Here is a 24,753-nt window from a genome sequence, read left to right as displayed (position 1 = left end):
ATAGTTGGAAGTTTCCCCAAAATTCTACGCTCCTGCAGCGTGCAGGGGCGTACGACGGCGGCGCTTGGCTTCGGAGGGTCAGGCGACGGCCGTGCGGCCGGAGGAAGCGATGGCATTTCCCGCCACTTTTGCCTGCCGGATGATCTCCCGGGTGCTCGGGGCCAGCAGGTCTGCGACGCCCACCAGGTACAAGCCGATGGCGTTCAGGACAGCCACAGCGTTTTGTCCTGCCGCGATGCCCAGGCTACGCAGCAGCCGCCGCATCTGGTTCTGTGCGCAGCCAGTCAGGACCACGGAATCGGCGACCAGCAGCCCGCGTTCGGTGCGGATGACCCAGCGCTGCGCGCTGTCCCGGCTGATCGAAGGAACGCGGGCCGTGCGTGCCTCGAGTGCTCCAGAGTGCGGGTCCAACTGCAGGGCGGGAGCGCCTTTCCCCGAGGTCCGGCTGACTCCGCAGGCAAAGGTGCTGCGCCGAATGTCGAGCTCATGGCTCGCGGCGTAGGCCTGCAGCAGCCGCAGTAGGTCATTGCGTTCGCCGCGGTCCGACGAGTCTGGCAACGGTGACCGGCGACTGGGGTCGGAGGACTGCGAGAGCAGACCCTCCACAACGATTGAGGACACGCCCCGGCGGCTCAGTTCACTGGCCACCGCCAATCCGGGCAGGCCGGAGCCAATAACCACCGTGGTGGTGTACTCGGTCGGAACCTCTGGGGAAGAAGCGCCACTCAATGCACGGACTCCTTGAACGGTAGGGAGAACCTCGGACGGCGAACGGACCGCCCGCAACGCGTTGTGAAACTGTTGTTCAACAAGTAATTTCATCGAAGCCTACATAACTTTCCGGCCACTGAGAAGGGCTTTGTTGCAGAGTAAGCTGAGGGTAGCTGGCGAGGGAGCCAGTGCTACGTTGAGGGAGGCGGAACGAATGACAGAAGCCACTGCCGGAAGCGCCGGACAGGGTGCCGCACCACGCGGCATCGTCGTCGGAGTCGATGGCTCCGACCAGAGCATCTGCGCGTTGGTTTGGGCTGCTGAGGAGGCGCAGCGGCGCCGGACCCCACTGCATGTCGTGACCGCCTACACCGTTGCGGTCTTTGCCGCATCGAGCATGGATGCCGGCTATGCCACGCTGGATGATTCGGTCATCCGCGAAGGTGCCGAAGCCGTGCTCGAGCAGGCGGTGGCGAAAATCGAAGGCTACAACCTCGACGTGGACTCCCGTGTGGAAACCGGCGATGCGGCCGGCGTCCTGTTGGAGCTCTCCGAGCAGGCCGAACTCATAGTGGTCGGCACGCGCGGACGCGGCGGCTTCATGGGCAGGTTGCTCGGGTCGGTCAGCAGCGCCGTCCCGGCCCACGCCGAGTGCCCCACCGTGACCATCCCGCTGGCCTGTGCCCCCCGGCTCGGCGACCTGGAGATCGAAGTCCCGCGGTCCAAGGAACAGACCGTGCGGCCGGAGGACATCGAGAGGGTCGTCGTCGTCGGCGTCGACGGGTCCGAGCAGGCCCGCAATGCCACCCTGGTGGCCGCGGAGCAGGCGGAACGGCTTGGCTACCCGCTCAAGCTGGTCTGCGCGCTGCCGCCCTTCACCGGCTCGCTGGCCTGGGTGCCCGCGCCGCTGGACCGGGAGGCGCTCTACTCAGACATCCGCGAGCAGCTCGACGCCGGCGTGGCCTGGATCAAGAGCCACTTCCCGAACCTGCACGTCATCGGCGAGGTGCAGGACGGTTCGCCGGTGGAACTCCTGATCGAGGCTACCCGCACGGCGGAACTGTTGGTGGTCGGTACGCGCGGCCGCGGTGGCTTCGCCGGAATGCTGCTCGGCTCCACCAGCCAAGGCGTGCTGCACCACGCCAAGGGGCCGGTCATGGTGGTCCCGGACAAGCACGACCCGCGGCTGGACGACCGCCGGAACTTCGGCCCGCTGCCGGACGCCGAAGGCCAGTAAGCATCGCATTAAGGGCTGGGCCCGGAACCTGCGAGGTTCCGGGCCCAGCCCTTAGCAGTTGGCTCCGTCTACACGGCCCAGCGGGCCCCGACGGTGTGCAGCTTGCCGTACATGTGACTGATGTTCGTCACGGTCAGTCCGACATCCGGATTCAGGGCGTGAACCACCTGCCAGTTGCCGATGTAGATCGCCACGTGCCAGATGGCATTCGGTTCGCCCCAGAACACCAAGTCGCCGGGCTGCAGCTCCGACAGCGGAACCTTGTAAGGTGCCTGATCAAGCTGGGCCTGGGCTACGCGGGGGAGATAGCGCCCGGCGCTGCTGAACGCCGCCTGTGTCAGGCCCGAACAGTCGTAACCCAGCGGACCGTTGCCGCCCCAGTCGTAGAAGGACTTCTTGTTGCCTTCCTTCGCCATGGCGAAGCTGATCGCTGCGCCGGCGATGCCGCCGTTCGCTGCGGGGGCATTCACCACCGGAGGCGGCGTGACCTCTGGCTCCGGCTCTGGTTCGGGCTGGGTCGGCGGCGGAGTCGGCCGGGGTGTCGTGGGTGTCGTAGGAGCGGACGGAGCCGGCGTTGAGGGCCGCGGCGTAGTTGGTCGCGGAGTGGAAGGCCGGGGCGCCGACGGGGTCGAGGTCGACGGGGTGGAGGGCCGCGGCGCCGTGATGTCATCGCTGGCCGGGGCCACGGTGGAGCCTTGTGGTGACGCGTTGCTGCTGGAGGGCCGCTGCGCCGCGGCCGCCTCTTGCGCCGACTGCTCAACCAGGGCCTGGAGCTGGCGGTCCTGCTCGGCCTTCTCCAAGGCGGCGATGCGGGCGTCTTCCTCGCTGGTGCTGGTCCCCCTGAGTTCGGCGAGATGCACCAGGAGCGCCTGCCGCTGTTCCTCGTAGCGGATCACCAGCTGTTCCTGGGCTGCGCTGGCGGCCTTGGCGTCGGTCTCGGCGGCTTCCGCCGCAACGGCGGCGTCCTTGGCAGCTTCTTCGGCCTGCGTGACATAGAGCTCCCAGGCGGCCCAGAGCTGGGCGGCCTGCTGGGACTCGGTCAGCGTCTGCGAGCGGTTCGCGGTCAGTGCATCCAGCGTGGAGGCCTTGTACAGCACATCGCCGGAGTTCTTGCTGTCCAGCAGCGCGCTCAGCGCGGGGTTGACGCCGCCGTTCCGGTACAGCTCGCCGGCCAGCTGGCCCACTTGGTTCTTGACCGAGTCGAAGTATTCGGCGGCCTGCGACGACTTGGCCTTGGCGTCCTCGAGCTCCGCGGTCCGCTCCTGCTGCTTCAGCAGCGACTCGCTGTAGGTGTTCTGCGAACGCATCGAATCGAACTGGGCGTTGGCCAGGTTCCCTGAGGCCGTCTTCAGCTGTTCTTCGATCCGGTCTACCAGCGCCTGGGTGGCAGCTGCATCGCCCTTGGCGTCCTCGATCTCATCGCCGGACGGGAGTGATGGCGCAGTCGGGAGGGTGATCCGGACTGATGTCACCTGGGGCAACTGTCCGGCCGGGGCTGCGACGGCCGGCGCCAGAGCCGGTACGCAGACGAGCAGGGCGGTAGCAGAGAAGAGCGCAACGGCGCGCGCCGGCGTCGTCGATCGATGCGGGGCAGGACGCCCCGAGGGAAGCAGCCTCATCCGAACGGGTCCTTAATACGAGCGCAGTAAATGCACGCGCCCTTTCGGGACGGCCGGCCTTGGGGCCGAGAGCGGTCAATGTGCGAACGGGTGGCACCCCAACTAGACCGAACTGCATTCACACAGCACGTTGAGAATATGCACCTTCGGTCACTTTGGCAACATTCGCCTCACGAGTAACATAAACAACATTGGTGTCATTTCGCGGGTTTTGATGAGGGCGCGGCGTGTCGCCTCCGGGTCTGGGAGTGCTCGGCGGGGAGATGGTGGTTTTCCGCAGCGCTCGATGAATCCGTGGGACGGCGCGTCGGTTCGCGCCGTGACGGCTATTCGGGAGGGGCGCATCCGGTGCCAGCGCCGGGTGTGGCATGCCGTGCCCGCGCCTGCAGATGCCCGGGAGGGGAGGCGGTGGCCTTAGCCCCAGCCCAGTTCGTGCAGGCGCTCGTCGTCGATGCCGAAATGGTGGGCGACCTCGTGGATCACCGTGACCAGGACTTCGTGGACTATCTCTTCCCGGGAGGAGCACATGCGGAGGGTGGGGCCGCGGAAGATCACGATCCGGTCGGGCATCGATCCGGCACCCCACCAGTGGTCCCGCTCGGTGAGCGGCGTGCCCTCGTAAATGCCCAGCAGCTCCGTCTTCGGATCCTCCCAGGGCTGGGGTGTGTATTCCTCTTCGACGAAGATGCCCACGTTCGTCATTTCGCGCATGATGTCCTCCGGGATCTGGTCAATCGCGTCGTTGACCGCGTCCTCGAACTCCGGCAGGGACATCTCCATCGGCATGCAATCGACTCTACCCATGGCGGGTGAGGCAGGGGGTTCCAGGGCTGCCAGAGCAAGGCGGGATGGTCCGTTTTGGTTTTTCCCGAAGCAGGCCCTATAGTTTTATAGGTCCACAGCGGGGAAATGAATCCCAAGTGGTCCTGGCCCCCATCGTCTAGCGGCCTAGGACACCGCCCTTTCACGGCGGCGGCACGGGTTCGAATCCCGTTGGGGGTACGCGAGACGTCATGAATGGCAGCCGCAGAAGTGGTCAGAACCGCTTCAAAAGGCTGGTAGGATTGAGTCTCGTAAAAAATGCAAGGCCCTGTAGCGCAGTTGGTTAGCGCGCCGCCCTGTCACGGCGGAGGTCGCGGGTTCAAGTCCCGTCAGGGTCGCTTTGGTTTCCGGAGCGATTTCGGAACGCCATCGGTGATCATCGAGAGATGTTGCCAGGCTCTGTAGCTCAGTTGGTAGAGCGTTCGACTGAAAATCGAAAGGTCACCGGATCGACGCCGGTCGGAGCCACCAGCAAAACTGAATCGAATACCCCGGAGCTCGGTGAGTTCCGGGGTATTTCTTTGTCCGGACGCTGCTAGTCCCTGAGGAGCCGGTTTACCGCGTCGATGTTCGCCCGGGTGTACCTGAGCCGCTTTTCTCGCCCCGGCCGTTTTGCCAGTGCCCTGCCGATAAAGAAGACCAACAGGGCAGTAAAGGCCCACTGCCAGCGGAACTCGGCCATCCAGATCGCTGCCAGCGCACAGCCAGCTGCCAGGGCCAGGAGCAACTGCCCAAGTGTTTTCATGGCTTACCTCCCGATATTCCATCAGGGGCGGGATCATCGCCGTCCCTTGCTCCGATTGTGCCTGCTGGGTCCGTCAGGAAGCGTCCGTCGTCCCTCAAAAGGCCACCGGATCGACGTCGGTCGGAGCAACCGGAAAAGCGAAGCCCGCCGTGCGGAATCAGGATGCGGGGCTTTGTAGCATCCGGCCTCTGTCCACGGCGGGCGCAGTGCGGCACCATAGGCACATGAGCGAAACCGCATTCACCCTTGTTGGCGGTCCCACAGGCCTGCTGGAGTTCGCTGGTTGGACCTTCCTGACCGATCCCACCTTTGACGAACCCGGTGAGTACCCAGGAGCCGCAGGGACCTTGGTCAAGACCTCCGGGCCGGCCATTCGGGCCGAAAACCTTCCGGCAGTGGACGTCATCCTGCTCTCGCATGACCAACACGCCGACAATCTTGATACATCCGGTCGGAGCCTGGTGGAGTCCGGCGGAACCAAGGTTCTCGGCACGTTGGAAGCCGCGGACAGGCTGGCGACGGTTACCGGCGTGGCTCCCTGGGAACGGACAGTGCTTGAGGCTCCCGACCGGACCACGGTCACCGTTACCGCCGTTCCGGCCCAGCACGGACCGGCCGGGTGCGAATCCGTGACCGGTACAGTGACCGGCTTCGTGCTCACGGCGGCCGACCTTCCGACCGTTTATGTCAGCGGCGACAACGCCTCGCTGGAGGTAGTGGGGGACGTCGCCAAACGGTTCGCACCGATTGGCCTGGCGGTACTCTTCGCCGGCGCTGCCCGGGTTGGCCTCTTTGACAATGCAGCCCTGACGCTGACCGCCACTGACGCGGCCGAAGCCGCTCGCATCCTGGAAACAGCCGTTGTGGTGCCGGTCCATGCCGAAGGCTGGCAGCACTTCAGCGAGGGGCACAGCGAACTGCGCACAGAGTTTGCCGCTGCCGGTCTCCAAGACCGGCTCCGAATCCCCACTCCGGGAGAGAAGCAGTCCCTGTAGGCAGGGGACGTCCTGCTGGCCGCAACATGGCGGATCCAGCCGGCCGTTCAGCAGTCGTTCACCCGGTCTTCCCTGTGGCGATTCCTCCGCCGCTACAGTGGACTGATGCCGCACCTTGCCTTCGAAGCGACTGGACCAGAGTCAGCTGAAACCATCCTCTTCCTGCACGGGGCGGGCTGGCCCGGGATCACCTGGCACCAGCAAATGAAGCATTTCTCCGAGTCCTACCGCTGCCTTGCCGCCGATCTGCCGGGTCATGGCGCCAGCAGCGGCATCGGCTGGCAGAGCCTGGATGCCACCGCAAAACTCGTCGCCGACCTCATCGAATCCGTTGCGCACCAGCCGGTCCACCTGGTTGGTCTGTCGATGGGCGGGGACGTTGGTCTGCGGCTGCTGGCACAACGCCCGGAACTGGTGCAGACCGCCCTGCTGACCGGTGTCCTGGTGCTTCCCGTCCCGCGCTGGATGCTGAAGGCGCAGCTTGCCCTCGCGGGCTTGACCAAGAACCGGATGTTGTGGCGGGCGTCGGCCAAGTACCTTCGGCTTGGGCCCGAGCAGATGGCCGAATACCTGGCCACAAACCAGCCGCTGGATCCGCAGCAATACCGTGCGATCATTTCCGAAATTTTTGTCGGCACAAACGTGGAGGGCCTCGACCAAGCCGGCTGTCCGGTGCTCATCACGGCGGGAGAACGGGAACCGCGGCAGGCCAAGGAATCGGCAGCGATGCTGGCCGGGCTGATGCCGAACGCCCGGGGCGGGCTGGCACCGAAGTCCCCGCACGAGTGGCCGATGAACCGTCCCGAGCTCTTCAACCGGACGCTTGAGCAGTGGTTGCAGGACCAGGCGGTGTTGCCGGACACACTGCTTCCGGCCTGACCCCCTCGCCTTCGCGGCCCATGCGCCGCCGCACGCCTGGGACACAGTCTGTTCACAGCCTCCGTTCAGGAAAACCGGCCTACCATGGGTGGGTATTCCGAGTGCCGCCTGCACCTGATGAGGCACTAACCGGGGACGATGGGAGCGAGGAGAGTAGTGCAGGCCCTTCTGAAGATTGCAGTCAGCGGCTTGGTCATGGCCGCCATGCTGACATCATGCAGCAGCGCAAACCCGGCAAGCCAACCAACGACGGCGGTGCCCGCCCCCTCTGCCCCGGCCGCCTCCCTACCGAACGCCTCTGCAGAAGTACCCGCCGCTCCTGACCCGGCCGATGAACAAAGCGCCACCGCAGCGCCCAGCCCAACACCGCCGTCGGACTCCGCTGACCCCAAGGAAGGTGGCGAAGCAAACAAGAGCACCGACCAGTGGGGCCGTTACGGCGACCAAGCCGACGCTTGCGCAGCGGTGGCCGCGAACGTGGCCTCACTGTTGCTGGTCCCGCTCGGCTTCATGACCGGCGTGGAGGACTCCGACCTGGAGTCCCTGCAGGAGGAACTGGACGATTTCAGCCGAGACGTCCCGGCTCAGCTCACCGATGATCTGGATCGGGTCGAGCAGCTGCTGGAGCAGGCCGCACCGGACCACGACGTCGACGTCACAGCCTTTGCTGAAGCACTTGAGCCGGTACAGGAATGGCTGTCCGAACACTGCGGGGATTGACGCGTTAGGCTTGCCCTGAGAGTCAGCACAGCGTCAGGGAGAACAGATGCACAACGAGGATCGGCCGGCTGCCCCGTCCGCCGGAGATGCCGCTGGGGAAGTCCCGGTCTCCGCAGCTGCCGCGGCAGGCAGCACCGAAGTGCCGGACCGGCAGGTGCCTCTGGCCGCCGGCGTTGATCCGGCGCTGCTTCCCGACGCGGCCGTGGCCGTCCCGGCTGCTCCCGGCCGCACCACCATTTCCGAAGCCGCGGTAGCCAAGGTCGCGGCCGTAGCAGCCCGCTCGGTTCCCGGAGTCTACACACTGGGCAGCGGCACGGCGCGCGCATTGAGCGCGCTGCGCGACGTGGTGGGCGGCAGCGATGCTGGCCAGGGCGTGCATGTGGAAGTCGGCCAGACCCAGGTAGCTGTGGACATCAACCTGGTGGCAGTCTACGGTAAGCCGTTGCACGAGCTGGCGGCGAGCGTGCGCGCGGCGGTGTACACCGCCGTCGAGCAATTGGTGGGGCTGGACGTGGTTGAAGTGAACGTGGAAATCAACGACGTCCACGTTCCCGGGCTGGACCCCAAGGCGCCGGCGGAGAAGCCGGTCCGGCAAGTGGCCCAGTAACAGGATGCGCGGGACGGTGGGAGGAGTAAGGATGAGCTACACGGTGGTCGGCATGGCCGTCGGAGCGGTGCTGGCGTGGGCCGCACTGGTATTCCACTTCTGGGGTTTCCTGCTGATGGCGGTGTTCCTGCTGGTGGGGGCGCTGCTGGGCCGCGCCGCGGAAGGCAAGCTTGACTGGCGCAGCATCCGCGATGCATTGACCGGACGCCGCTCGTCTTCATGACGGACCGCGCCGTGAATGCCGAGAAAATACCTCCGCGCCCGGTCAGGGCAGCGCCGGGCAGCCTCCCGGACGGCGAGCCGTTGGCGTCGCACCCCGCCGGGCCCCCCGCGGAGCGCTACGTCGGACACACCCGGGTCAGCACGCAGGCCTTGACCAGCACCGCCCAGGGTGCCGCGGCGAAGGTGTTGGGAATCTCGCCGGGGCTGGTCCGCGCCACCTGGACGGACGACGCCGGTTCCCTCGCCCTGTCCTTGGCACTTCCCATTGGCATTCCGTCGCTGAACCGGGTGCTGCGCGACCCCCAGCTGGTGTCCGGTTTCGGCGGCACCGTCTGGGATCGGGCCCATGCGGCCAAGGGCGCGATCCTGGCCGAGGTTTCGCGGATCAGCGGCTCGCAGTTGAGCCGGGTGGACATCAGGGTCACCGGAATCCGGGTGCAGGATGGAGGCCGGGTCCGGTGAGCCATCTCGACGTTGACAGCGACCGGCCGGCTCACGAACGGCTGGCCGATGAGCGCCTGGCCAACCGGGAACTGCGCAGTTCTCGGGCTACGGCGGCGGTCATTGCCGCCGTCCTGGTGTCTCTGGTCAGCCTGTACCTGCTGCTCGAAGCAGCCTTGAAGGCCCTCGGGCAGCAGCCTTGGCTGGCCTTGCCGGAGCAGGTGGCCAGCTGGCTGCACCAACTTCCGGGCAACACCTCGCCGGTCATTTTGGGGGCGTGCGGCGCGCTGATCTTGCTGCTGGGGTTGTTCTTTTTCCTGCAGGGCGTGCTGCCGGGGCATCTGCACCGCCACCGCATTCCCGGCCGGCGAGGCGTCGTGGTGGTGGACGATGAAGTTCTCGCCGCCTCGCTGGCGCGCCGCGCCCGTACCGAGGCGCAAGTGACGCGCGAGCAGGTGCTGGTGGTGGTGTCCCGTGCCCTGGTGGAGGTCCGGCTGCGGCCCACTTCCGGCACTCCGGTGAACGCCGATGCCATCCAACTGGCTGTCGAGGACGAAGTCCGCCGGGCGCGGATCAGTCCGGTCCCGCAGGTGCGCGTCTTTGTATCCAGCTCCGGGGTGGTGGGACAGTGAACCAGACGCCGCGGACCCTGAACCGCATCCTGATCACCATCCTCGGGCTGAAGCTGATGCTGGCCGGCGGCATTGCCCTGGCACTGGCGCTGGTTCCGGCGCTCGCGGGCTGGTGGCATGCCGTCACGGCACAGGCCGGCGCCAACCTGCAGGCGCTGCTGGACTCCACCACTGTGCCCGGCCAGCGGGACAGCTGGCTCTGGATTGTGGTGTCCTTGGTGCTGCTCCTGTTGGTGCTGCTGATGATCGCGTGGATCGCGCAACAGGGCAAGGGCCGCACCGGAACCATTGCTGCTGATTTTGACGGCGACGGCGCACCAGGCGCCGTCCAGCTCAGTTCCGGCGTGGCCGAGCAGGCGCTGCGGGCCGCGCTGCAGGAACGGGACAGCATTCTGCATGCCACCGTCACCGCCTACGACTACGACGGCGGCGGGGCGCTGCGCATCCGGGTGGTGCCCCGACTCGGGGTGTCCCCGCAAGCGGTGGCCGACGAAGTCTCCGACCTGGTGGAAGCGCTGGACCTGGCCCTCGGCATGAGCTTCCCGGTGGTGATCCACCTGGTGGCCGGCGCCCGCTCCCGCCTGGTCCGCGCCGACCGCGTCCGCTGACCGGGGCTCCGTGAGCACTGAAGTGCCGCCTCCACACGGTGAAGGCGGCACGATCCAGCTTTCGCGGTGGGAGTCTGCGGGGGCTAGCGTCCCGTAGTCATCCAGACGGCGGTGCTTGGTGCCAGCGAGCCGCTGTCGGCGGTTCGCTCTGTGGATGCCACGAGCACCGAAGCGCCCGCTGGCAACCGGATCGCTGAGCTGCCCAGGTTGGCCAGCACTTGCACCGTTCCGTTCCGGTAGCTCAGGATGCCGGATGCCGGATCGTGCTCCGGCGCCCACTCGAAGCTGCCTTGGCCCAGCTTCCGCTCGGCGCGCAGGGCCAGCGCCGCGCGGTACAGTTCGTAGCTGGAACCGGGCACACCCAGCTGCCGGTCCACGGCGTACCGGGCGAACCCTTCCGGCTGCGGCAACCACGGTTCGTGCTGGGTTGAGCCCCAGCCGAAGCCATGTGCTTCCGCCCGCCAGGGGATCGGAACGCGGCAGCCGTCCCGGCCGCGCTCTTCGCCGCCGGTGCGGAAGAATGCCGGATCCTGCCGCACCTCGGCCGGCAGGGTGGTGTGCTCCGGCAGGCCCAGCTCTTCACCTTGGTAGATGTAGGCGGAGCCGGGCAGTGCCAGCATCACCAGCGTCGCGGCACGGCCGCGGGCGTACCCGAGTTCCTCGTCCGGCTGTTCGTCCTCCGGGCCAATCCCCTTGGGGAACGTGGTGGGGTCGGTCAGCCCGTAGCGGGAGCTGTGCCGGACCGTGTCATGGTTGGACAGCACCCAGGTGCTCGGCGCGCCCACCGAGGCTGCCGCCGCCAGCGAATCGTCAATGCTGCGGGTCATGCGCTCGGCGTCCCAGCCGGCCAGCAGGAAGTCGAAGTTGAAGGCCTGCTGCATTTCGTCCGGCCGGACGTAGGCGAAGAGCCGCTCGGCCGGTTCCACCCAAGCCTCCGCCACCAGCATGCGGTCGCCATCGTATTCCGCCAGGACCTTGTGCCATTCACGGTAGATCTCGTGCACGCCGTCCTGGTCGAAATAGGGCGGGGTATCCGGGTGGACGGTCGTGTCCGCCAGGCCGGAAGCCTGCTGAACGGCCGCGTCCATGCCGGCTGCCGAGTGGGCGGCCGTGCCTGGGGCGCTCCCACCGGTCGGTTCCAGCACCTGCTCACGGGCCGGGCGGGCATCGGGCGCCGGCGATGCGCCGGCAGGCCGGCCAACCGGGGAGCCGTCGTCGTCAAGCAAGGCGTCTTCGCCGGGCAGCCGCTCGTTGCCGGCCACCATCGAAGTCTTCGCCGCCCAGTCCGGCAGGCCGTCGGCCTTGACCAGGCCGTGGGCCACGTCGATCCGGAAGCCGTCCACGCCGCGGTCCAGCCAGAACCGCAAAACGGAGACCATCTCTGCCTGGACCTCCGGGTTCTCCCAGTTCAGGTCTGGCTGCGTGGAGTCAAACAAATGCAGATACCACTGGCCCGGCGTGCCGTCGGGTCCGGTGGTCCGGGTCCAGGCGTTGCCGCCGAACACGGACTGCCAGTTGTTGGGCGGTTCGGTGCCGTTCGGGCCTTTGCCGTCGCGGAAGATGTAGCGGGCACGCTCGGGAGAGTCCGGGTCGGCGGCCAGTGCGCTGACGAACCACTCGTGCCGGTCGGAGGTGTGATTGGGGACCAGATCGACGATCACCCGCATGCCGAGTTCGTGCGTGCGGGCCAGCAGGGAGTCGAAATCGTCCAAGGTGCCGAAAAGCGGATCGACGTCGCGGTAGTCGGCCACATCGTAGCCCGCATCGTTCTGCGGGGAGACGTAGAAAGGCGAGAGCCAGATAGCGTCCACGCCCAGGTTCTTCAGGTAGGGGATCTTGGCGCTGATGCCGGCCAGATCGCCCATGCCGTCGCCATTGTTGTCCGCAAATGAGCGCGGATAGATCTGGTAGATGACGGCGTCGCGCCACCACGGTACGGATGCTGCAGCCATAAATACTCCTCGGCTCGCGGGTCAGGACCACTTCCAGCCTAATGATCATCCCCGCGGAGCGGGCAGGCGCGATCGCCCACTGACCGTGAATGCGGCATAGATCACGATTCGATATCGAAGCGACCCGACCCCAAATATGTGTCTTGCAGCACACTTAGTAAGCGTTTACGTTACCACTTACCAGATTGGTACTTGGGGTGGCTTCTTCCTGACCTATCAGCGTCTGCGCGGCCACCAGACAAAGGAGTCACATCATGCACATTGCACGCTCCAGAAAGGCCGTCCTGCCGTTGGCCGCGCTCAGCGCCATGGCCCTGACTCTCTCCGCCTGCGGGGGAAACTCGGAAGAGCCCAGTGGGTCGGCAGCAGCCGCCGACTGTTCCGCCTATGAGTCCTACGGCACCTTCGACGGCGCCGAGGTCAGCGTCTACTCAACCATCACGGATACCGAGCAGGACAAGCTTGAGCAGTCCTGGGTGGCGTTCGAGGAGTGCACCGGGATCGACGTGGTGTACGAGGGCTCCAACGAATTCGAGACCCAGCTTCAAGTCCGCGCCCAGGGCGGCAACCCGCCGGACGTGGCGATCATTCCGCAGCCGGGCCTGCTGGCAGCCCAGGCACGCGCCGGCAACCTCAAGCCGGCACCGCAGGAAGTCTCGGACCTGGTGGACGAGAACTGGTCCGCGGACTGGAAGGCCTACGGCACGATCGACGGCACTTTCTACGCCGCTCCGATGCTGGCCAGCGTCAAGGGCTACGTCTGGTATTCGCCGTCCGCATTCAAGGACAAGGGCTGGGAAGTCCCGCAGACGTGGGACGAGATGATGGCGCTGACCAAGACCATCGCGGATGAGGGCTCCATGAAGCCGTGGTGCGCCGGCTTTGAGTCCGGCGACGCGACCGGCTGGGCCGGCACCGACTGGATCGAGGATGCCTTGCTGCGCCAGGCCGGTCCTGACGTCTACGACCAGTGGGTCAACCACGACATCCCGTTCAATGACCCGCAGGTGGCCGACGCCTTCGACGCGGTGGGCGACATCCTCAAGAACGAGGACTACGTCAACGGCGGCATCGGTGACGTCCGTTCCATCATCTCCACCTCGGTGGACGACGGCGGCCTGCCGGTGATCGACGGCAGTTGCGCCATGCACCACCAGGCCACCTTCCAGGCGGCCAACTGGCCCGAGGGCACCAACGTAGCCGAGGACGGCGACGTCTGGGCCTTCATCACTCCGGGACAGGAAGCCGGCGCCAGCGCCATTACCGGCGGCGGCGAGTTCGTGGCTGCCTACACCGAAAGCGAAGAGGTCTCGGCCTACCTGCAGTTCATGGCCTCGCCCGAGTTCGCCAACAAGCGGGTGGAACAGGGCGCCGCGATCAGCGCCAACAAGGGCCTGGACCCGGCCCTCGCCACCAGCGAACTGGACCGCCAGTCCATCGAACTGCTGCAGTCGGAGGACACCACTTTCCGCTTCGATGGTTCGGACCTGATGCCCGGTGCGGTGGGCGCCAACTCCTTCTGGAGCGGCGTAGTGGAATGGATCAACGGCAAGTCGACCAAGGAAGTGGTCGACTCGATCGAAGCCAGCTGGCCTTCGGACTAAGCCGGTCCGCGTAGCCCGGCCGTGCCGCCTGTAACCACTGCAGGCGGCACGGCCGGCGCGACCCTTCCCTTCCACGCCGCAAGGAGGCACGTGCCATGGAAGATGTTGGCGACAAGCTTGTGCAGGTAGTGATCGCGCTGGCCATCTTTGCCGCGATCATTGCCCTGATCATGCTGCTGGTGGACCGGGCCCCGAAGACGTTCCGCGATAAGGCGACGATCATCGGATTCCTGGCCCCCGCCGTCGTGCTGTTGGCTATAGGGCTGATTTGGCCGGCCATCCAGACCACCTACCTGGCCTTCACCGACCGCAATGGCGCGCCCAACGGGGTGGACAATTTCGTCTGGATGTTCACCCAGCCCGAGGCGCTGGTCACGCTGCGGAACACGCTGCTGTGGGTCGTCCTGGTGCCGCTGATGTCCACCGGCATCGGCCTGGCCTATGCGGTGTTCATCGACCGGGCGCGCGGGGAGAAGGCGCTGAAGGCGCTTGTCTTCATGCCGATGGCCATTTCCATGGTGGGTGCCGGCGTGATCTGGAAGTTCATGTACACCTACCGCGGGGCCGAACGCGAGCAGATCGGCCTGCTGAACCAGATCCTGGTGTGGTTCGGCGGCGAATCCAAGCAGTTTCTGCTGGATGCGCCGGAGAATACCTTCTTCCTGATCGCCGTGATGGTCTGGATCCAGACCGGTTTTGCCATGGTCATCCTCTCCGCGGCGATCAAGGGCATTCCCACCGAAATCGTGGAGGCGGCCCGGCTGGACGGGGCGAGCGCCTGGCAGCAGTTCTTCTCCATCACCATCCCCTCCATCCGCGGGGCACTGATCGTGGTGGTCACGACGATCACCATCGGCACGCTGAAGGTGTTCGACATTGTGCGGACCATGACCGCGGGGAACTTTGAAACCTCCGTGGTGGCCAACGAGATGTACACCCAGGCGTTCCGCGCCGGCGAGCCGGGACGCGGCGCCGCGCTGGCGCTGGTCCTGTTCCTGATGGTGCTCCCGATCGTGCTGTACAACGCCCGGCAGCTCAAGAAGCAGAGGGAAATCCGATGAGCGCAACGCCAGCCATCCCGGCCGCTCCCGAGGCAGCCGTGGCCCGAGCCGCCGAAGACCAGGCCCCGATCGCCCGTCGGGTCAAAAAGCGCCTCACCTCGCGCGGGGCCACCGCCGCCGCGATCATCATTGCCGTCATGTGGACGGTGCCGACCTTCGGACTGTTCATCTCCTCGCTGCGGCCGGAAGACAACATCCAGGCCAACGGCTGGTGGAACATCCTCGGTGACCTGGAGTTCACCACCAAGAACTACACCGACGTGCTGGCATCCGCAGGCGGCTCCGCATCCAACCTGGGACAGTACTTCATCAACTCGCTGGCGATCGTCATCCCCGCCACCATCATTCCGTTGGTGATCGCCTCCATGGCGGCCTACGTCTTCGCCTGGGGCCGGTTCCGCGGCAAGGACACGCTGTTCATCTTCATTTTCGCGCTGCAGATCGTGCCGCTGCAGATGGCGCTCATCCCGCTGCTCTCGCTGTTCATCAACCTCAAGATCGGCGAGTTCCAGCTGCTGCCCTCGGGAACCTACGCCCAGTTGTGGATAGCGCACAGCATCTTCGCCTTGCCGCTGGCCATCTTCCTGCTGCACAACTTCATCTCCGAAATCCCGGGCGAAGTCATCGAGGCAGCGCGGGTCGACGGCGCCGGACACGCCACCATCTTCTGGCGGATCGTCCTGCCGCTGTCCATGCCGGCCATCGCCGCCTTCGGCATCTTCCAGTTCCTCTGGGTCTGGAACGACTTGCTGGTGGCACTGGTGTTCTCCGGCGGCACCGCGGACGTCGCACCGATCACGCAGCGGCTGGCGGAACTGACCGGCACCCGCGGCGACGAGTGGCACCGCCTGACGGCGGGAGCGTTCGTCTCCATGATCGTGCCGCTGGCGGTGTTCTTCGGCCTGCAACGCTACTTTGTCCGCGGCCTGATGGCGGGTGGCCTCAAGGGGTGATGGCACCGTGACCGGGATCGACGACGTCGCGCGGGCCGCCGGCGTCTCGACGGCGACGGTATCGCGCGCCCTCCGCGGGCTGTCCGGGGTCTCCGCCGCCACCCGCGACCGGGTGCTGCAGACAGCCGACTCGCTGGGTTACGAGCCGTCGTCGTCGGCAGCCCATCTGGCCTCCGGCCGCACCATGGCCATGGGCGTGCTGCTGCCGCTGATCGAGCGCTGGTACTTTGCGTCCGCGCTGGAAGGCGTGGACCGGGCCTTGCGCGCTGCGGGCTACGACCTGATCGTGTTCAGCCTGGGCGGCACCGGCACTAACCGCGAACGCGTTTTCCACCGGTCGATGCTGCGCAAACGGATCGACGCGCTGCTGGTGATGTGCATGCAGCTGACCCCGGACGAACTGGCAGCCCTGCAGACGCTGGAGTATCCCAACGTGATTGTGGGTGGCCACGCTGACGGGCTGCGCAGCGTCAGCGTGGACGACACCGCCGCCGCCACCGACGCGGTGGAATACCTGATTTCGCTCGGTCACACTCGAATTGCCCACCTGCAGGGCGGCGGCGCCTACGGCATCGACTTCGACGTGCCGCGCCGACGCGAGCAGGCCTTCCGGGACACCATGGCCCGGCACGGCCTGCCGGTCCGCCCGGAATGGCAGGCCATGGGGGACTTCCGGTTCGCCGGCGGCAAGGCAGCCGCTGGCCGGCTGCTGGATGCTCCGGGGGAGCGGCCGACGGCGATCTTCGCCTCCGCGGACGAAATGGCTTTCGGTGCGCTGCAGGCCGCGCATGAACGGGGGCTTCGGGTGCCCGAGGACCTGTCCGTAGTGGGGATTGACGATCACGAGTTCGCCGAGCCGATGGGCCTGACCACCATCCGGCAGCGGCCGGACGAGCAGGGCGCCTACGCAGCGGAGCTGCTGCTGGCCGAGCTGCAGGGCAAGGCCCGCTTGGACGTGCCGCGGATCCAGCCGCACGAACTGGTGGTTAGGGCATCGACCGGCCCACCGCCGTCGTCACCGATGGGAAGCTGACGCGTCAGGCGGTAGGGCAAGGGGATCGCCCCCGCCGTCGCGCGGGGGGTGCCGCCGGTTAGGAGGCGCGGGCCAGTTGGCGGATCTTGATCCAGCGGCCGGCCAGCCGACGGTAGGCCGCAGCGGCGCCGGTCATGTCTCCCTCCGCGAGCGATTCAATGCCGGCGTGCACATCCGACGGCGATTCGTCCGGGTAGACGAGTTCGGCCACGCGACCGTAATCCAGCTCCACGATGGCATCGGCCGTAAAGGTCTCCAGCCACTCGATCAGCTCGGTCAGCTCTTCCAGCAGATCCAGTCCGGGGGCGGCCACGGCCAGCGATGCCGCCGCATAACGGGCCCGGTCAATGCACTGCGGAACCGGGGCGGCCAACCGTACGGTCTGCAGCGTGTGGTCCGTCTCCACCCTTTCGGTGTGGTCGTCCTCGCGGAACAGCACGAACCAGCCGAACGGGATCCCCCACGTGGAGCTGCGTGTGTGCAGCTTGGCCAGCGATTCCACAAAGTTGTCCGGATCCAGCCGCGACTGCTGGGCGTCGCGCGCAGCTTCCGGCACGAGCAGCCCCAGCAGCGGGTCGCGCAGGCTGCTGGAGAGCGATTCGGCGGCCAAGGTGCTGCGGACGGCCAGCTGGTTGGGGCAATACCGCGGGGCGGTGATGCCATCCGACGTCGGGTAATGCAATACGCGGATCAGGTCCTCGCTGGAATGCGGGAACGGATCGGACACTGTGCGGGTGATCCGGCGCAACGAGTCACCGCGGTCCAGGTTCTCCGTCACGTCCCGACCGCGGCCGCGCTGGCTCATGATGAGCAGCTGCTGTTCGTCGTCGAACACATCCAGTGGTTCGAAGACCCGCAGGTAGGAGACGTACGGAAACTTCATCTCAGTCCAGCTCCGCAATGACCGGTGCGTGGTCGGAGGCGCCTTTGCCCTTGCGCTCCTCGCGGTCAATCATCGCGCCGCTGACGCGGGCGGCCAGCGCGGGGGAAGCCAGGATGAAGTCGATGCGCATGCCTTCCTTCTTGGGGAAGCGCAGCTGGGTGTAATCCCAGTAGGTGTAGACGCCGGGGCCGGGGGTGTGCGGCCGGACCACGTCCACGAATCCGGCCTCTTCGAAGGCACGGAAGGCAGCCCGCTCCGGCTCGGTGATGTGCGTGGCGTTCTGGGCGCGGAACCATTCGATGTCCCAGACGTCGTCGTCAGTGGGGGCGATGTTCCAGTCACCCATCAGGGCGAGGTTCAGGGTGGGGTCGGCCTGGACCCAGCTGGCGGCTTCTTCCTTGAGGACCTTCAGCCAGTTCAGCTTGTAGGGCATGTGGGGGTCGTTGACCGCCCGGCCGTTGGGAACATACAGGCTCCAGACCCGCACACCGCCACAGGTTGCCCCGATGGCGCGGGCCTCGGCCGCGGTGATCTCTTCGGTCTTGCCGAAGTGCGGCTGGCCGGGGAAAGTCCGTTCCACGTCATCCAGGCCAACCCGGGAAGCGATGGCCACGCCGTTCCACTGATTCAGGCCGAAGTGCGCCACCTCGTAGCCGTTCTTCTCGAACAGGTCCCACGGGAAGTTCTCGTCCTTGGCCTTGGTCTCCTGGATGGCCAGGACATCCACGTCGGAGCGCTGCAGCCAAGCCTCAACACGGTCGGCGCGGGCACGGATCGAGTTCACATTCCAGGTAGCAATCTTCACAACAGCTACGTTACCCAACCGGCGCAGGCTGCGCTTCCCGCCTTCGGCTAATCGGGCCACGCAGCGGCGAATGGCCCTGACGGCTCCGTTGGCCCGAGGGTATGTTGGGGACATGTTCGCCGATAAGCCGCAGTCTCTCGCAGATCCGAACGAACAGCAGCAGAGGAAAGCCATGCTGCACACCGCGCCGGCCATCCAAGAACTTGAAGAATGGCGGGAGGAATTCGCAAAGACACGAACAGAGCCCGTACCGCATTTCGACCCGGCGGATGCCGGTTCCGCAGCGCGGGTGCTTTTCTTGCTCGACAGCCCCGGAGCCGCGACAGTCACGGCCGAGGAGCCGGGATTCGTCTCGGTAGACAACCCGGACCAGGCCGCCGAGCGGTGCTGGACAGAACGCAACGACGCGGAGCTCCATGACGGAATCGTGCTGTGGAACACCGTGCCCTTTTTCCTGGACGGGGCCGAGCCCACACCGGTTCAGACCATCGCCGGAGTCAAAGCGCTCAAATCGGTGCTGGGGCTGCTGCCTCGCCTGGAAGTCGTCGTGCTGTGCGGGACCTTCACCAAGGCCCAGTGGGCGAAGCACATGGGTGCGTTCAGCAAGCCGACCGTCATCAAGGCGCCCAGCCCCGGCAGCCGGGGGATGATCAGCAAGAAGAACCAGGAAGACTTCCGTCAGGCCGTGCGGCGGGCGAAGAGACTGGTCGGCTGAGCGCCAGCTGGTCCAGGCTCAGGACAGCTAGCTTCGCCACCACTTGTCCAGGATGGACACCGGGGTGGTGCGCTTGTGCCTGGTCATTAGGTAGCGCTGCTCGATCTTCTCGGCGACCTCATCCGGTATCGTGCCGCCCTCGAGGTACTCGTCGATGTGGTCGTAGCTGATGCCCAGTTCGTCTTCGTCCGTGCGGCCCGGCTTGTCGTCCAGCAGGTCCGCCGTCGGCACCTTGTGCGCCACTTGGTCGCTGGCGCCGAGGTGTTCCAGGAGTTGGCGGTTCTGCCGCTTGTTCAGCCCAAAGAGTGGGAGCACGTCGGCCGCGCCGTCGCCGAACTTGGTGAAGAAGCCGGTCACCGACTCTGCGCCGTGATCCGTGCCCAGCACCAGGTAGTTGTGCTGTCCCGCCAGCGCGTACTGGGCCATCATCCGGGCGCGGGCTTTGATGTTGCCCTTGTTGAAGTCGGTGATCTCTTCGCCGGTGGTCTCCGTGAACTCGGACTGGAAGCCGTCAACCGCTGACTTGATGTTGAACGTCCATGACGCCGTCGGCCTGATGAAGTCCATCGCTGCCTGGGCGTCCTCTTCGTCATGCTGGACCCCGTATGGCAGGCGCACGGCAACGAAGGTGGCTTCTACGCCCTCGGCCTTGAGCTCGTCCACGGCCAGCTGCGCGAGCTTGCCGGCAAGGCTGGAGTCGACGCCCCCGCTGATGCCCAGCACGTAGCCCTTGGTGCCGGTGGCCTTGAGGTAGTCCTTGAGGAATCCGACGCGCCGTGCGACTTCCTGCGCCGGGTCGATGGAGGGCTGGACGCCCATTTCGTCAATGATCGTGGCTTGGAGTTCACGCATGACCTCAGCCTACTGGAGGACCTCGGATTGGTGTCCACGTTTTGGCGGCCGCCTGAACATCGTCGCAGGTCAGGGGCTCGCAGCGCGTCGAAACGTGGACAGTTATGGCTGAACCTGGACAGTTCTGGCGGGGGAACCCGCCGGTGGCCCGGCCGCGGACCCCGGTGCGAACCCCCCCCCGCGCCGCTACTGCTTAAACGCGGCGTCGAACGAGGTCTCCGGCGGGTCAAAGTCGAACCGCTTCAGGAACTCCAGCGCTTCCGGCGCCCCCTGCAACCGGTCCATCCCGGCGTCCTCCCACTCCACCGAGATCGGTCCGTCGTACCCGATCGCTGCCAGTGCCCGGAAGCTGGCCTCCCACGGCACGTCTCCGCGTCCGGTGGAGACGAAGTCCCAGCCGCGCCGCGGGTCGCCCCAGGGCAGGTGCGATCCCAGCCGGGTGTTGCGTCCGGTGATCCGCAGCTTCGTGTCCTTGCAGTCCACATGGTAGATCCGGTCCTTGAAGTCCCAGATCAGCGACACCGGGTCAATGTCCTGCCACATCATGTGGCTGGGATCCCAGTTGATCCCGAACGCCTCGCGGTGCCCCAGGGCCTCCAACGCCCGCACCGTGGACCAGTAGTCGTAGGCGATCTCGGACGGGTGGATCTCATGCGCGAACCGCACGCCGCATTCGTCGAACACGTCCAGGATGGGGTTCCACCGGTTGGCGAAGTCTCGGTAGCCGTCGTCGATCACGTGGGCCGGCACCGGCGGGAACATCGCCACGTACTGCCAGATGGAGGACCCGGTGAACCCCACCACGGTCTTCACCCCGAGCCGCTGCGCCAGCCGCGCGGTGTGCATCATCTCCTCGGCCGCCCGTGTCCGGACGCCTTCCGGATCGCCGTCGCCCCAGACGCGCTCGCCGACGATCGCCTGGTGCCGGAAGTCGATCGGGTCGTCGCAGACCGCCTGGCCCTTCAAGTGGTTGGAGATGGCCCATACCTTCAGCCCGTGGCGTTCCAAGATGTCCAGCCGGTTGGCGATGTAGTCGTCGTCGTCCCAACGCCACGCGTCCAGATGGTCGCCGGACACCGCGATTTCCAGGCCGTCGTAGCCCCATCCGGCGGCGAGTTCCGCCACCTTCTCGAAGGGCAGGTCCGCCCACTGGCCGGTGAACAGAGTGAAGTTACGAGGCATCGGTTGCTCCTGTCGCTGAAAGGTCGTGCGGGGTGCCGGGTTCGGCAAGGACGACGGCGGTGCCCTCCTGAGCGGCGCTGCGCACCATCGCGTCCAGCACCTTTTGCACCGCCAGACCATCCTCAAAACCGGGACTGGGCGCCGAGCCGGCAGCCACCGCGGCCAGGAAGTCCGCGGCCTGGCTGGTGAAGGTGTGGTCCCAGCCGAGCACATGCCCGGGCGGCCACCAGGCCTGCAGGTACGGGTGCGACTGCTCGGTGACCAAGATCCTCGCCGCACCTGCCAGCCCTGGCGGGGCACCGGCGTCGTAATAGTGGAGTTCATTCAACCGCTCCAGATCGAAGCTGAGGTTCCCGCCCGATCCGTACACCTCGATCCGCAGCGCGTTCTTTCGGCCGGTGGCCATCCGGGTGACCTCCAGGCTGGCCACCGCGCCCGAGTCCAGTCGCAGCGTGGCCCACGCCGCGTCGTCCACGGTCACCGGCTCCGGCCCGTCCGGGCCCTGCCGGGTGTCCACGAACGTGTTGAGCGTGGCGGACACGGAGGTAACGCGCGCGCCGAGCAGGAAGTGGATCTGGTCCACCGCGTGCGAAGCCAAATCGCCGAGCGCCCCCGAGCCCGCGGTCTCTTGGCGCAGCCGCCACGTCATCGGTGCGGTATCGTCGGCCAGCCAGTCCTGCAGGTAGGCGATCCGCACCTGCCGGACGGTGCCGATCCTGCCCTCGGCGATCAACTGGCGGGCCAAGGCCAGCGCGGGAACCCGGCGGTAGTTGAAGCCGACCATGGCCTGCACACCGGAGGCGCGCGCGGTTCGGGCCGCGGCCGCCATCGTCTCGGCCTCGGCCACCGAATTGGCCAGCGGCTTCTCCACGATCACGTGCTTGCCGGCCTCCAGCGCAGCCACCGCCAGTTCGGCGTGCAGGTGGCCGGGGGTGCAGATGTCCACGATCTGCACATCGTCGCGTTCCAGGACGGCGCGCCAGTCCGTGGAGCCCTCGGCCCAGCCGTACCGGCCGGCATCAGCGGCGACGCTGTGCGGGTCGCGGCCGGCCAGCACCCGCTGGGCCACCGCGGGCCCGCCGGGATAGAAGGCGGAGACATTGCGCCAGGCATTGGAGTGCGCCTTGCCCATGAAGGCGTGCCCCAATACCGCCACGCCCAGCGGCGGCCCGTCCGGATTGGCGGTCATCGTCTTCTCCTTGGTGCTCGTCGGTCTGTGCTGTGGCTCGGCCTGTGCTGCGCCCGAACCATCGGGCGACTGAAGGCCAGCGGCCGCGGTCAGAGGCTGCGCAGGAACGCCAGCCCGTCCTCGGCCAGCCGGTCTTGGCTCGGTGCCAGTGGACGCCAGATGGAGGCGGCCGTGGCGATTGCGGCGTTGTCCGCCGTGAAGCTCTCGATGTTCAGCGGGCCGGCATAGCCCACGTCGTCCAGCGCCTTCAGCAGCGCCGGCCAGTCGGTCTGGTCGCCGCCCGGGGCTCCGCGGTCGTTGCCGCAGACCTGCAGGTGGACCAGGTGTTCGCCGGCAGCGCGGATGGCCGCCGAACTGGAACGTTCTTCGATGTTCAGGTGGTAGCTGTCCAACGCCAGCCCCACACCGTGGCCGAGCAGTGGGTCCAGCGCTTCAAGCGCCTGCTCCACGGTGTTGATCAGCGAAGTCTCGTACCGGTTGAGCGGTTCAATTCCCAGCACGACGCCGGCCGCTTCGGCTCGGGCGGCCAGCGGCGCCAGATTGGCGCGCAGTTGGCGGTACGCCTCGTTCCGGTCCTCGGCATCGATCCGCCAGACCCGGCCAGTGCTCGAGTAGAACGGCCCACACACGGCGGGGGCACCCAGGTCGTGCGCCAGATCGATGCAGGCCGCCAGATAGTCCTGGGTGGCCTGCACCGACCCGGCGTCGGCCAGGACCAATTCGCGGCCCGGTGCCATGGCGCCCACCAGGTAGGGCTTCAGGTTCGTGGCCTCGAGGACGTCCCGGGCAGTGCCGGCGGTAAAGTCGCCGGGGTTTTCCAGCGGCAGTTCCACCGCATCGAACCCCATCCCGGCGATCTTCGCCAGCAGCTGCGGCAGCACGGCGTCGGTCAGCGGGGACTGCCACACCCAGGTGTTGATCCCGATCGGCCGGTCCATGGTGTACCTCCCTCAACTGCTGCTGCCGTGCACGGTGCCGTGCGTGATCCGCCCGAACACGCGTCCGGACGGGAGGAGCGTGTCCGGACGGGCCCCCACACCCGGCCGGACACGCCTGCTTTACGGAATCTGGCGCTGCTGCCAGACCTCCGGGTAGCCCGGCAGGTCCTCGCCGCCGAACTTGGCGTAGTGGCCGTCCGGCATGCCTTCATTGCGCTTCAGCCAGTCGTCCAGCTCCTCGGCCGGGATCGGCGTCTGCGGCAGCACCCACTCGGCCGGAATTTCTTCGCCGGCGAAGATCTTCTGCACCGCCAGCAGCGGGGTGCGCCACTGGAAGTTGGAGTAGACCGGGGCTAGTGCGTCGATGCCGGTGTCCTTCCACTTGCGCAGGAAGCTCAGTTCGTCCTCACCGGTCATCACCGGGAGGTCCTTGCCGGCGTCTTCGAACGCCTCGATCGCTGCGACGGCGCCGTCGCCGGCATCCATCCAAACACCCTGTACGTCGCCGGTGGCCAGCTCGTCGGAGATGATCTTCTTGATCTCGGTCGGATCGGCGCCGGTGAAGTAGTCGGTGGCTTCGATGCCCTTTTCCTCGAAGATCTTCTCCGCCGCCGCCCAGCGCTGCTCCAGCACGTCCACGCCGGGCAGGATGCGCAGCGCCACTACCTTGTCGCCCTGCTGCAGCCGTTCGGAGAGGAAGTTGGCGGTGTCGATGCCCCAGGCGAATCCGCCGATCGGGTGGATGAAGGTGGTGGCGCAGTCGGTTTCGACGCCGCGGTCGAAGACCACCACCGGCTTGCCGGTCTCGCAGGCTCGCTCCACGGCCGGCGTCAGCGCCGCCGTCGCGTTCGGCGAGATCACAAAGGCATCGCAGTTTCCTTCGCTGATGAAGTAGTCGATGTCGGCAATCTGGGTATTGGAATCGTCCTGCGCGTCGCGGGTCTCCATCTCGGAGATCACGCCTTCGTCCTGCAGCACCTTGAGCTGCTGGTTCATGGTGATCCAGCCGGTCTGGCGCCACGGGTTGGAGATGGACGCATTGGCGAAGCACACCTTCTTGGCGCCCTCGGCGGCGAAGTCGGCGGTGTCGGTCATGTCGCCGGCAATGTACTGCAGCCACGGCTGGTCGGGATTGCCCTCGAAGTCGGCGGTGCGCTGTTCGAACTGTTCGTCATAGAGCGCCTGGTCGAACCACTCCGTGGTGGCCTCGGTGGTCTCCGCCGGAGCCGACGCGGCGGGGCTGCCGCCCTCCTCCGTAATCGACTGATCGGTGGTGCACGCCGTCATGGCCAGTAACGAGCCGGCCGCTGTGAGCGCGACCGCGGTACTTAGACGTTTCCTCGTCATG

At 66.7% G+C, this 24,753-nt stretch carries 26 protein-coding genes and 3 tRNA genes; 17 read left to right on the top strand and 12 right to left on the bottom strand.

Annotation, left to right across the window (positions count from 1 at the left end):
• Positions 1-78 precede the first annotated feature (78 nt).
• The gene (locus ACMX2H_RS14115; RefSeq protein WP_414961219.1) at positions 79-729 is read right to left on the bottom strand and encodes an FAD-dependent monooxygenase; all 651 of its coding nucleotides are present in this window, start codon (positions 727-729) and stop codon (positions 79-81) included.
• A gap of 196 nt (positions 730-925) precedes the next feature.
• Between ACMX2H_RS14115 and ACMX2H_RS14110 the strand changes: the two genes are divergently transcribed.
• Positions 926-1,948 carry a universal stress protein gene (locus ACMX2H_RS14110; protein ID WP_414961217.1) on the top strand — a complete coding sequence of 341 codons (1,023 nt, stop codon included), beginning with the start codon at positions 926-928 and terminating at the stop codon, positions 1,946-1,948.
• A 68-nt stretch (positions 1,949-2,016) separates the two neighbouring features.
• Here the strand turns inward: ACMX2H_RS14110 and ACMX2H_RS14105 are convergent, their stop codons facing one another.
• Together ACMX2H_RS14105 and ACMX2H_RS14100 are read right to left on the bottom strand one after the other, a co-directional pair.
• Positions 2,017-3,567 carry a C40 family peptidase gene (locus ACMX2H_RS14105; protein WP_414961215.1) on the bottom strand — a complete coding sequence of 517 codons (1,551 nt, stop codon included), beginning with the start codon at positions 3,565-3,567 and terminating at the stop codon, positions 2,017-2,019.
• A gap of 414 nt (positions 3,568-3,981) precedes the next feature.
• On the bottom strand, positions 3,982-4,353 hold the full coding sequence (locus tag ACMX2H_RS14100; protein WP_414961213.1) for a metallopeptidase family protein: 372 nt from the start codon (positions 4,351-4,353) through the stop codon (positions 3,982-3,984).
• Between the two features lie 143 nt (positions 4,354-4,496).
• Here ACMX2H_RS14100 and ACMX2H_RS14095 point away from each other — a divergent pair.
• The 3 genes from ACMX2H_RS14095 to ACMX2H_RS14085 all read left to right on the top strand — a co-directional run bounded on the left by ACMX2H_RS14095 (position 4,497) and on the right by ACMX2H_RS14085 (position 4,860).
• Positions 4,497-4,569: transfer RNA gene (locus tag ACMX2H_RS14095), tRNA-Glu, on the top strand.
• An 84-nt stretch (positions 4,570-4,653) separates the two neighbouring features.
• Positions 4,654-4,727: transfer RNA gene (locus tag ACMX2H_RS14090), tRNA-Asp, on the top strand.
• A gap of 57 nt (positions 4,728-4,784) precedes the next feature.
• Positions 4,785-4,860, top strand: a tRNA-Phe gene (locus ACMX2H_RS14085).
• 64 nt (positions 4,861-4,924) lie between these two features.
• On the opposite strand, the gene ACMX2H_RS14080 is transcribed toward ACMX2H_RS14085, so the two are convergent.
• Complete coding sequence (locus tag ACMX2H_RS14080; protein ID WP_414961211.1) at positions 4,925-5,134, bottom strand: hypothetical protein; 210 nt, start codon at positions 5,132-5,134, stop codon at positions 4,925-4,927.
• A 224-nt stretch (positions 5,135-5,358) separates the two neighbouring features.
• On the opposite strand from ACMX2H_RS14080, the gene ACMX2H_RS14075 reads away from it, so the two are divergent.
• From ACMX2H_RS14075 to ACMX2H_RS14040, 8 genes are all read left to right on the top strand, one after another.
• Complete coding sequence (locus ACMX2H_RS14075; RefSeq protein WP_414961209.1) at positions 5,359-6,129, top strand: MBL fold metallo-hydrolase; 771 nt, start codon at positions 5,359-5,361, stop codon at positions 6,127-6,129.
• 105 nt (positions 6,130-6,234) lie between these two features.
• Positions 6,235-7,008, top strand: coding sequence for an alpha/beta fold hydrolase (locus ACMX2H_RS14070; RefSeq protein ID WP_414961208.1), 774 nt, complete (start codon positions 6,235-6,237; stop codon positions 7,006-7,008).
• 156 nt (positions 7,009-7,164) lie between these two features.
• Complete coding sequence (locus ACMX2H_RS14065; protein ID WP_414961206.1) at positions 7,165-7,728, top strand: hypothetical protein; 564 nt, start codon at positions 7,165-7,167, stop codon at positions 7,726-7,728.
• Positions 7,729-7,774: 46 nt separating this feature from the next.
• Positions 7,775-8,335 carry an Asp23/Gls24 family envelope stress response protein gene (locus ACMX2H_RS14060; RefSeq protein ID WP_414961204.1) on the top strand — a complete coding sequence of 187 codons (561 nt, stop codon included), beginning with the start codon at positions 7,775-7,777 and terminating at the stop codon, positions 8,333-8,335.
• Between the two features lie 31 nt (positions 8,336-8,366).
• Positions 8,367-8,558: a DUF2273 domain-containing protein gene (locus tag ACMX2H_RS14055; RefSeq protein ID WP_136785653.1), complete on the top strand. Its 192-nt coding sequence runs from the start codon at positions 8,367-8,369 to the stop codon at positions 8,556-8,558.
• Positions 8,555-9,019, top strand: coding sequence for a hypothetical protein (locus tag ACMX2H_RS14050; RefSeq protein WP_414961202.1), 465 nt, complete (start codon positions 8,555-8,557; stop codon positions 9,017-9,019). Before ACMX2H_RS14055 ends, ACMX2H_RS14050 begins: the two co-directional genes overlap by 4 nt.
• Positions 9,016-9,630 (top strand): hypothetical protein, encoded by a 615-nt coding sequence (locus tag ACMX2H_RS14045; RefSeq protein WP_414961200.1) that lies wholly within the window; start codon positions 9,016-9,018, stop codon positions 9,628-9,630. The genes ACMX2H_RS14050 and ACMX2H_RS14045 overlap by 4 nt, the downstream gene beginning before the upstream one ends.
• A complete protein-coding gene (locus tag ACMX2H_RS14040) occupies positions 9,627-10,238 on the top strand; it encodes a hypothetical protein (RefSeq protein WP_136785655.1) in 612 nt (203 codons plus the stop codon). The genes ACMX2H_RS14045 and ACMX2H_RS14040 overlap by 4 nt, the downstream gene beginning before the upstream one ends.
• A gap of 83 nt (positions 10,239-10,321) precedes the next feature.
• On the opposite strand, the gene ACMX2H_RS14035 is transcribed toward ACMX2H_RS14040, so the two are convergent.
• Positions 10,322-12,190: a glycoside hydrolase family 13 protein gene (locus ACMX2H_RS14035; RefSeq protein WP_414961199.1), complete on the bottom strand. Its 1,869-nt coding sequence runs from the start codon at positions 12,188-12,190 to the stop codon at positions 10,322-10,324.
• Positions 12,191-12,444: 254 nt separating this feature from the next.
• Between ACMX2H_RS14035 and ACMX2H_RS14030 the strand changes: the two genes are divergently transcribed.
• The 4 genes from ACMX2H_RS14030 (at position 12,445) to ACMX2H_RS14015 (ending at position 16,841) form a co-directional block, all read left to right on the top strand.
• Positions 12,445-13,794, top strand: coding sequence for an ABC transporter substrate-binding protein (locus ACMX2H_RS14030; protein ID WP_414961197.1), 1,350 nt, complete (start codon positions 12,445-12,447; stop codon positions 13,792-13,794).
• Positions 13,795-13,889: 95 nt separating this feature from the next.
• A complete protein-coding gene (locus ACMX2H_RS14025) occupies positions 13,890-14,855 on the top strand; it encodes a carbohydrate ABC transporter permease (RefSeq protein WP_414961196.1) in 966 nt (321 codons plus the stop codon).
• Positions 14,852-15,808: a carbohydrate ABC transporter permease gene (locus ACMX2H_RS14020; protein WP_414961194.1), complete on the top strand. Its 957-nt coding sequence runs from the start codon at positions 14,852-14,854 to the stop codon at positions 15,806-15,808. Before ACMX2H_RS14025 ends, ACMX2H_RS14020 begins: the two co-directional genes overlap by 4 nt.
• 7 nt (positions 15,809-15,815) lie before the next feature.
• On the top strand, positions 15,816-16,841 hold the full coding sequence (locus tag ACMX2H_RS14015) for a LacI family DNA-binding transcriptional regulator (RefSeq protein WP_414961192.1): 1,026 nt from the start codon (positions 15,816-15,818) through the stop codon (positions 16,839-16,841).
• A 58-nt stretch (positions 16,842-16,899) separates the two neighbouring features.
• Here the strand turns inward: ACMX2H_RS14015 and ACMX2H_RS14010 are convergent, their stop codons facing one another.
• The gene (locus tag ACMX2H_RS14010) at positions 16,900-17,724 is read right to left on the bottom strand and encodes a hypothetical protein (protein ID WP_414961190.1); all 825 of its coding nucleotides are present in this window, start codon (positions 17,722-17,724) and stop codon (positions 16,900-16,902) included.
• 1 nt (position 17,725) lies between these two features.
• Entirely contained in the window at positions 17,726-18,529 is an 804-nt protein-coding gene (locus ACMX2H_RS14005) for an exodeoxyribonuclease III (protein WP_414961188.1), read from the bottom strand.
• 112 nt (positions 18,530-18,641) lie between these two features.
• Between ACMX2H_RS14005 and ACMX2H_RS14000 the strand changes: the two genes are divergently transcribed.
• Positions 18,642-19,244 (top strand): uracil-DNA glycosylase family protein, encoded by a 603-nt coding sequence (locus ACMX2H_RS14000; protein ID WP_414961186.1) that lies wholly within the window; start codon positions 18,642-18,644, stop codon positions 19,242-19,244.
• Positions 19,245-19,271: 27 nt separating this feature from the next.
• On the opposite strand, the gene nadE is transcribed toward ACMX2H_RS14000, so the two are convergent.
• From nadE to ACMX2H_RS13975, 5 genes are all read right to left on the bottom strand, one after another.
• A complete protein-coding gene (gene nadE / locus ACMX2H_RS13995) occupies positions 19,272-20,096 on the bottom strand; it encodes an ammonia-dependent NAD(+) synthetase (RefSeq protein ID WP_414961184.1) in 825 nt (274 codons plus the stop codon).
• A gap of 186 nt (positions 20,097-20,282) precedes the next feature.
• The gene (locus tag ACMX2H_RS13990; protein ID WP_414961182.1) at positions 20,283-21,278 is read right to left on the bottom strand and encodes a sugar phosphate isomerase/epimerase family protein; all 996 of its coding nucleotides are present in this window, start codon (positions 21,276-21,278) and stop codon (positions 20,283-20,285) included.
• Positions 21,268-22,467 carry a Gfo/Idh/MocA family protein gene (locus ACMX2H_RS13985; protein WP_414961180.1) on the bottom strand — a complete coding sequence of 400 codons (1,200 nt, stop codon included), beginning with the start codon at positions 22,465-22,467 and terminating at the stop codon, positions 21,268-21,270. Before ACMX2H_RS13985 ends, ACMX2H_RS13990 begins: the two co-directional genes overlap by 11 nt.
• An 89-nt stretch (positions 22,468-22,556) precedes the next feature.
• Positions 22,557-23,405: a sugar phosphate isomerase/epimerase family protein gene (locus ACMX2H_RS13980; protein WP_414961178.1), complete on the bottom strand. Its 849-nt coding sequence runs from the start codon at positions 23,403-23,405 to the stop codon at positions 22,557-22,559.
• 120 nt (positions 23,406-23,525) lie between these two features.
• Positions 23,526-24,752, bottom strand: coding sequence for a substrate-binding domain-containing protein (locus ACMX2H_RS13975; protein ID WP_414961176.1), 1,227 nt, complete (start codon positions 24,750-24,752; stop codon positions 23,526-23,528).
• Position 24,753 lies beyond the last annotated feature (1 nt).

This window comes from Arthrobacter sulfonylureivorans, from assembly GCF_047607445.1.
GTDB classification, from domain to species: Bacteria; Actinomycetota; Actinomycetes; order Actinomycetales; family Micrococcaceae; genus Crystallibacter; species Crystallibacter sulfonylureivorans_A.
This window is presented reverse-complemented; position numbering and strand designations above follow the sequence as displayed.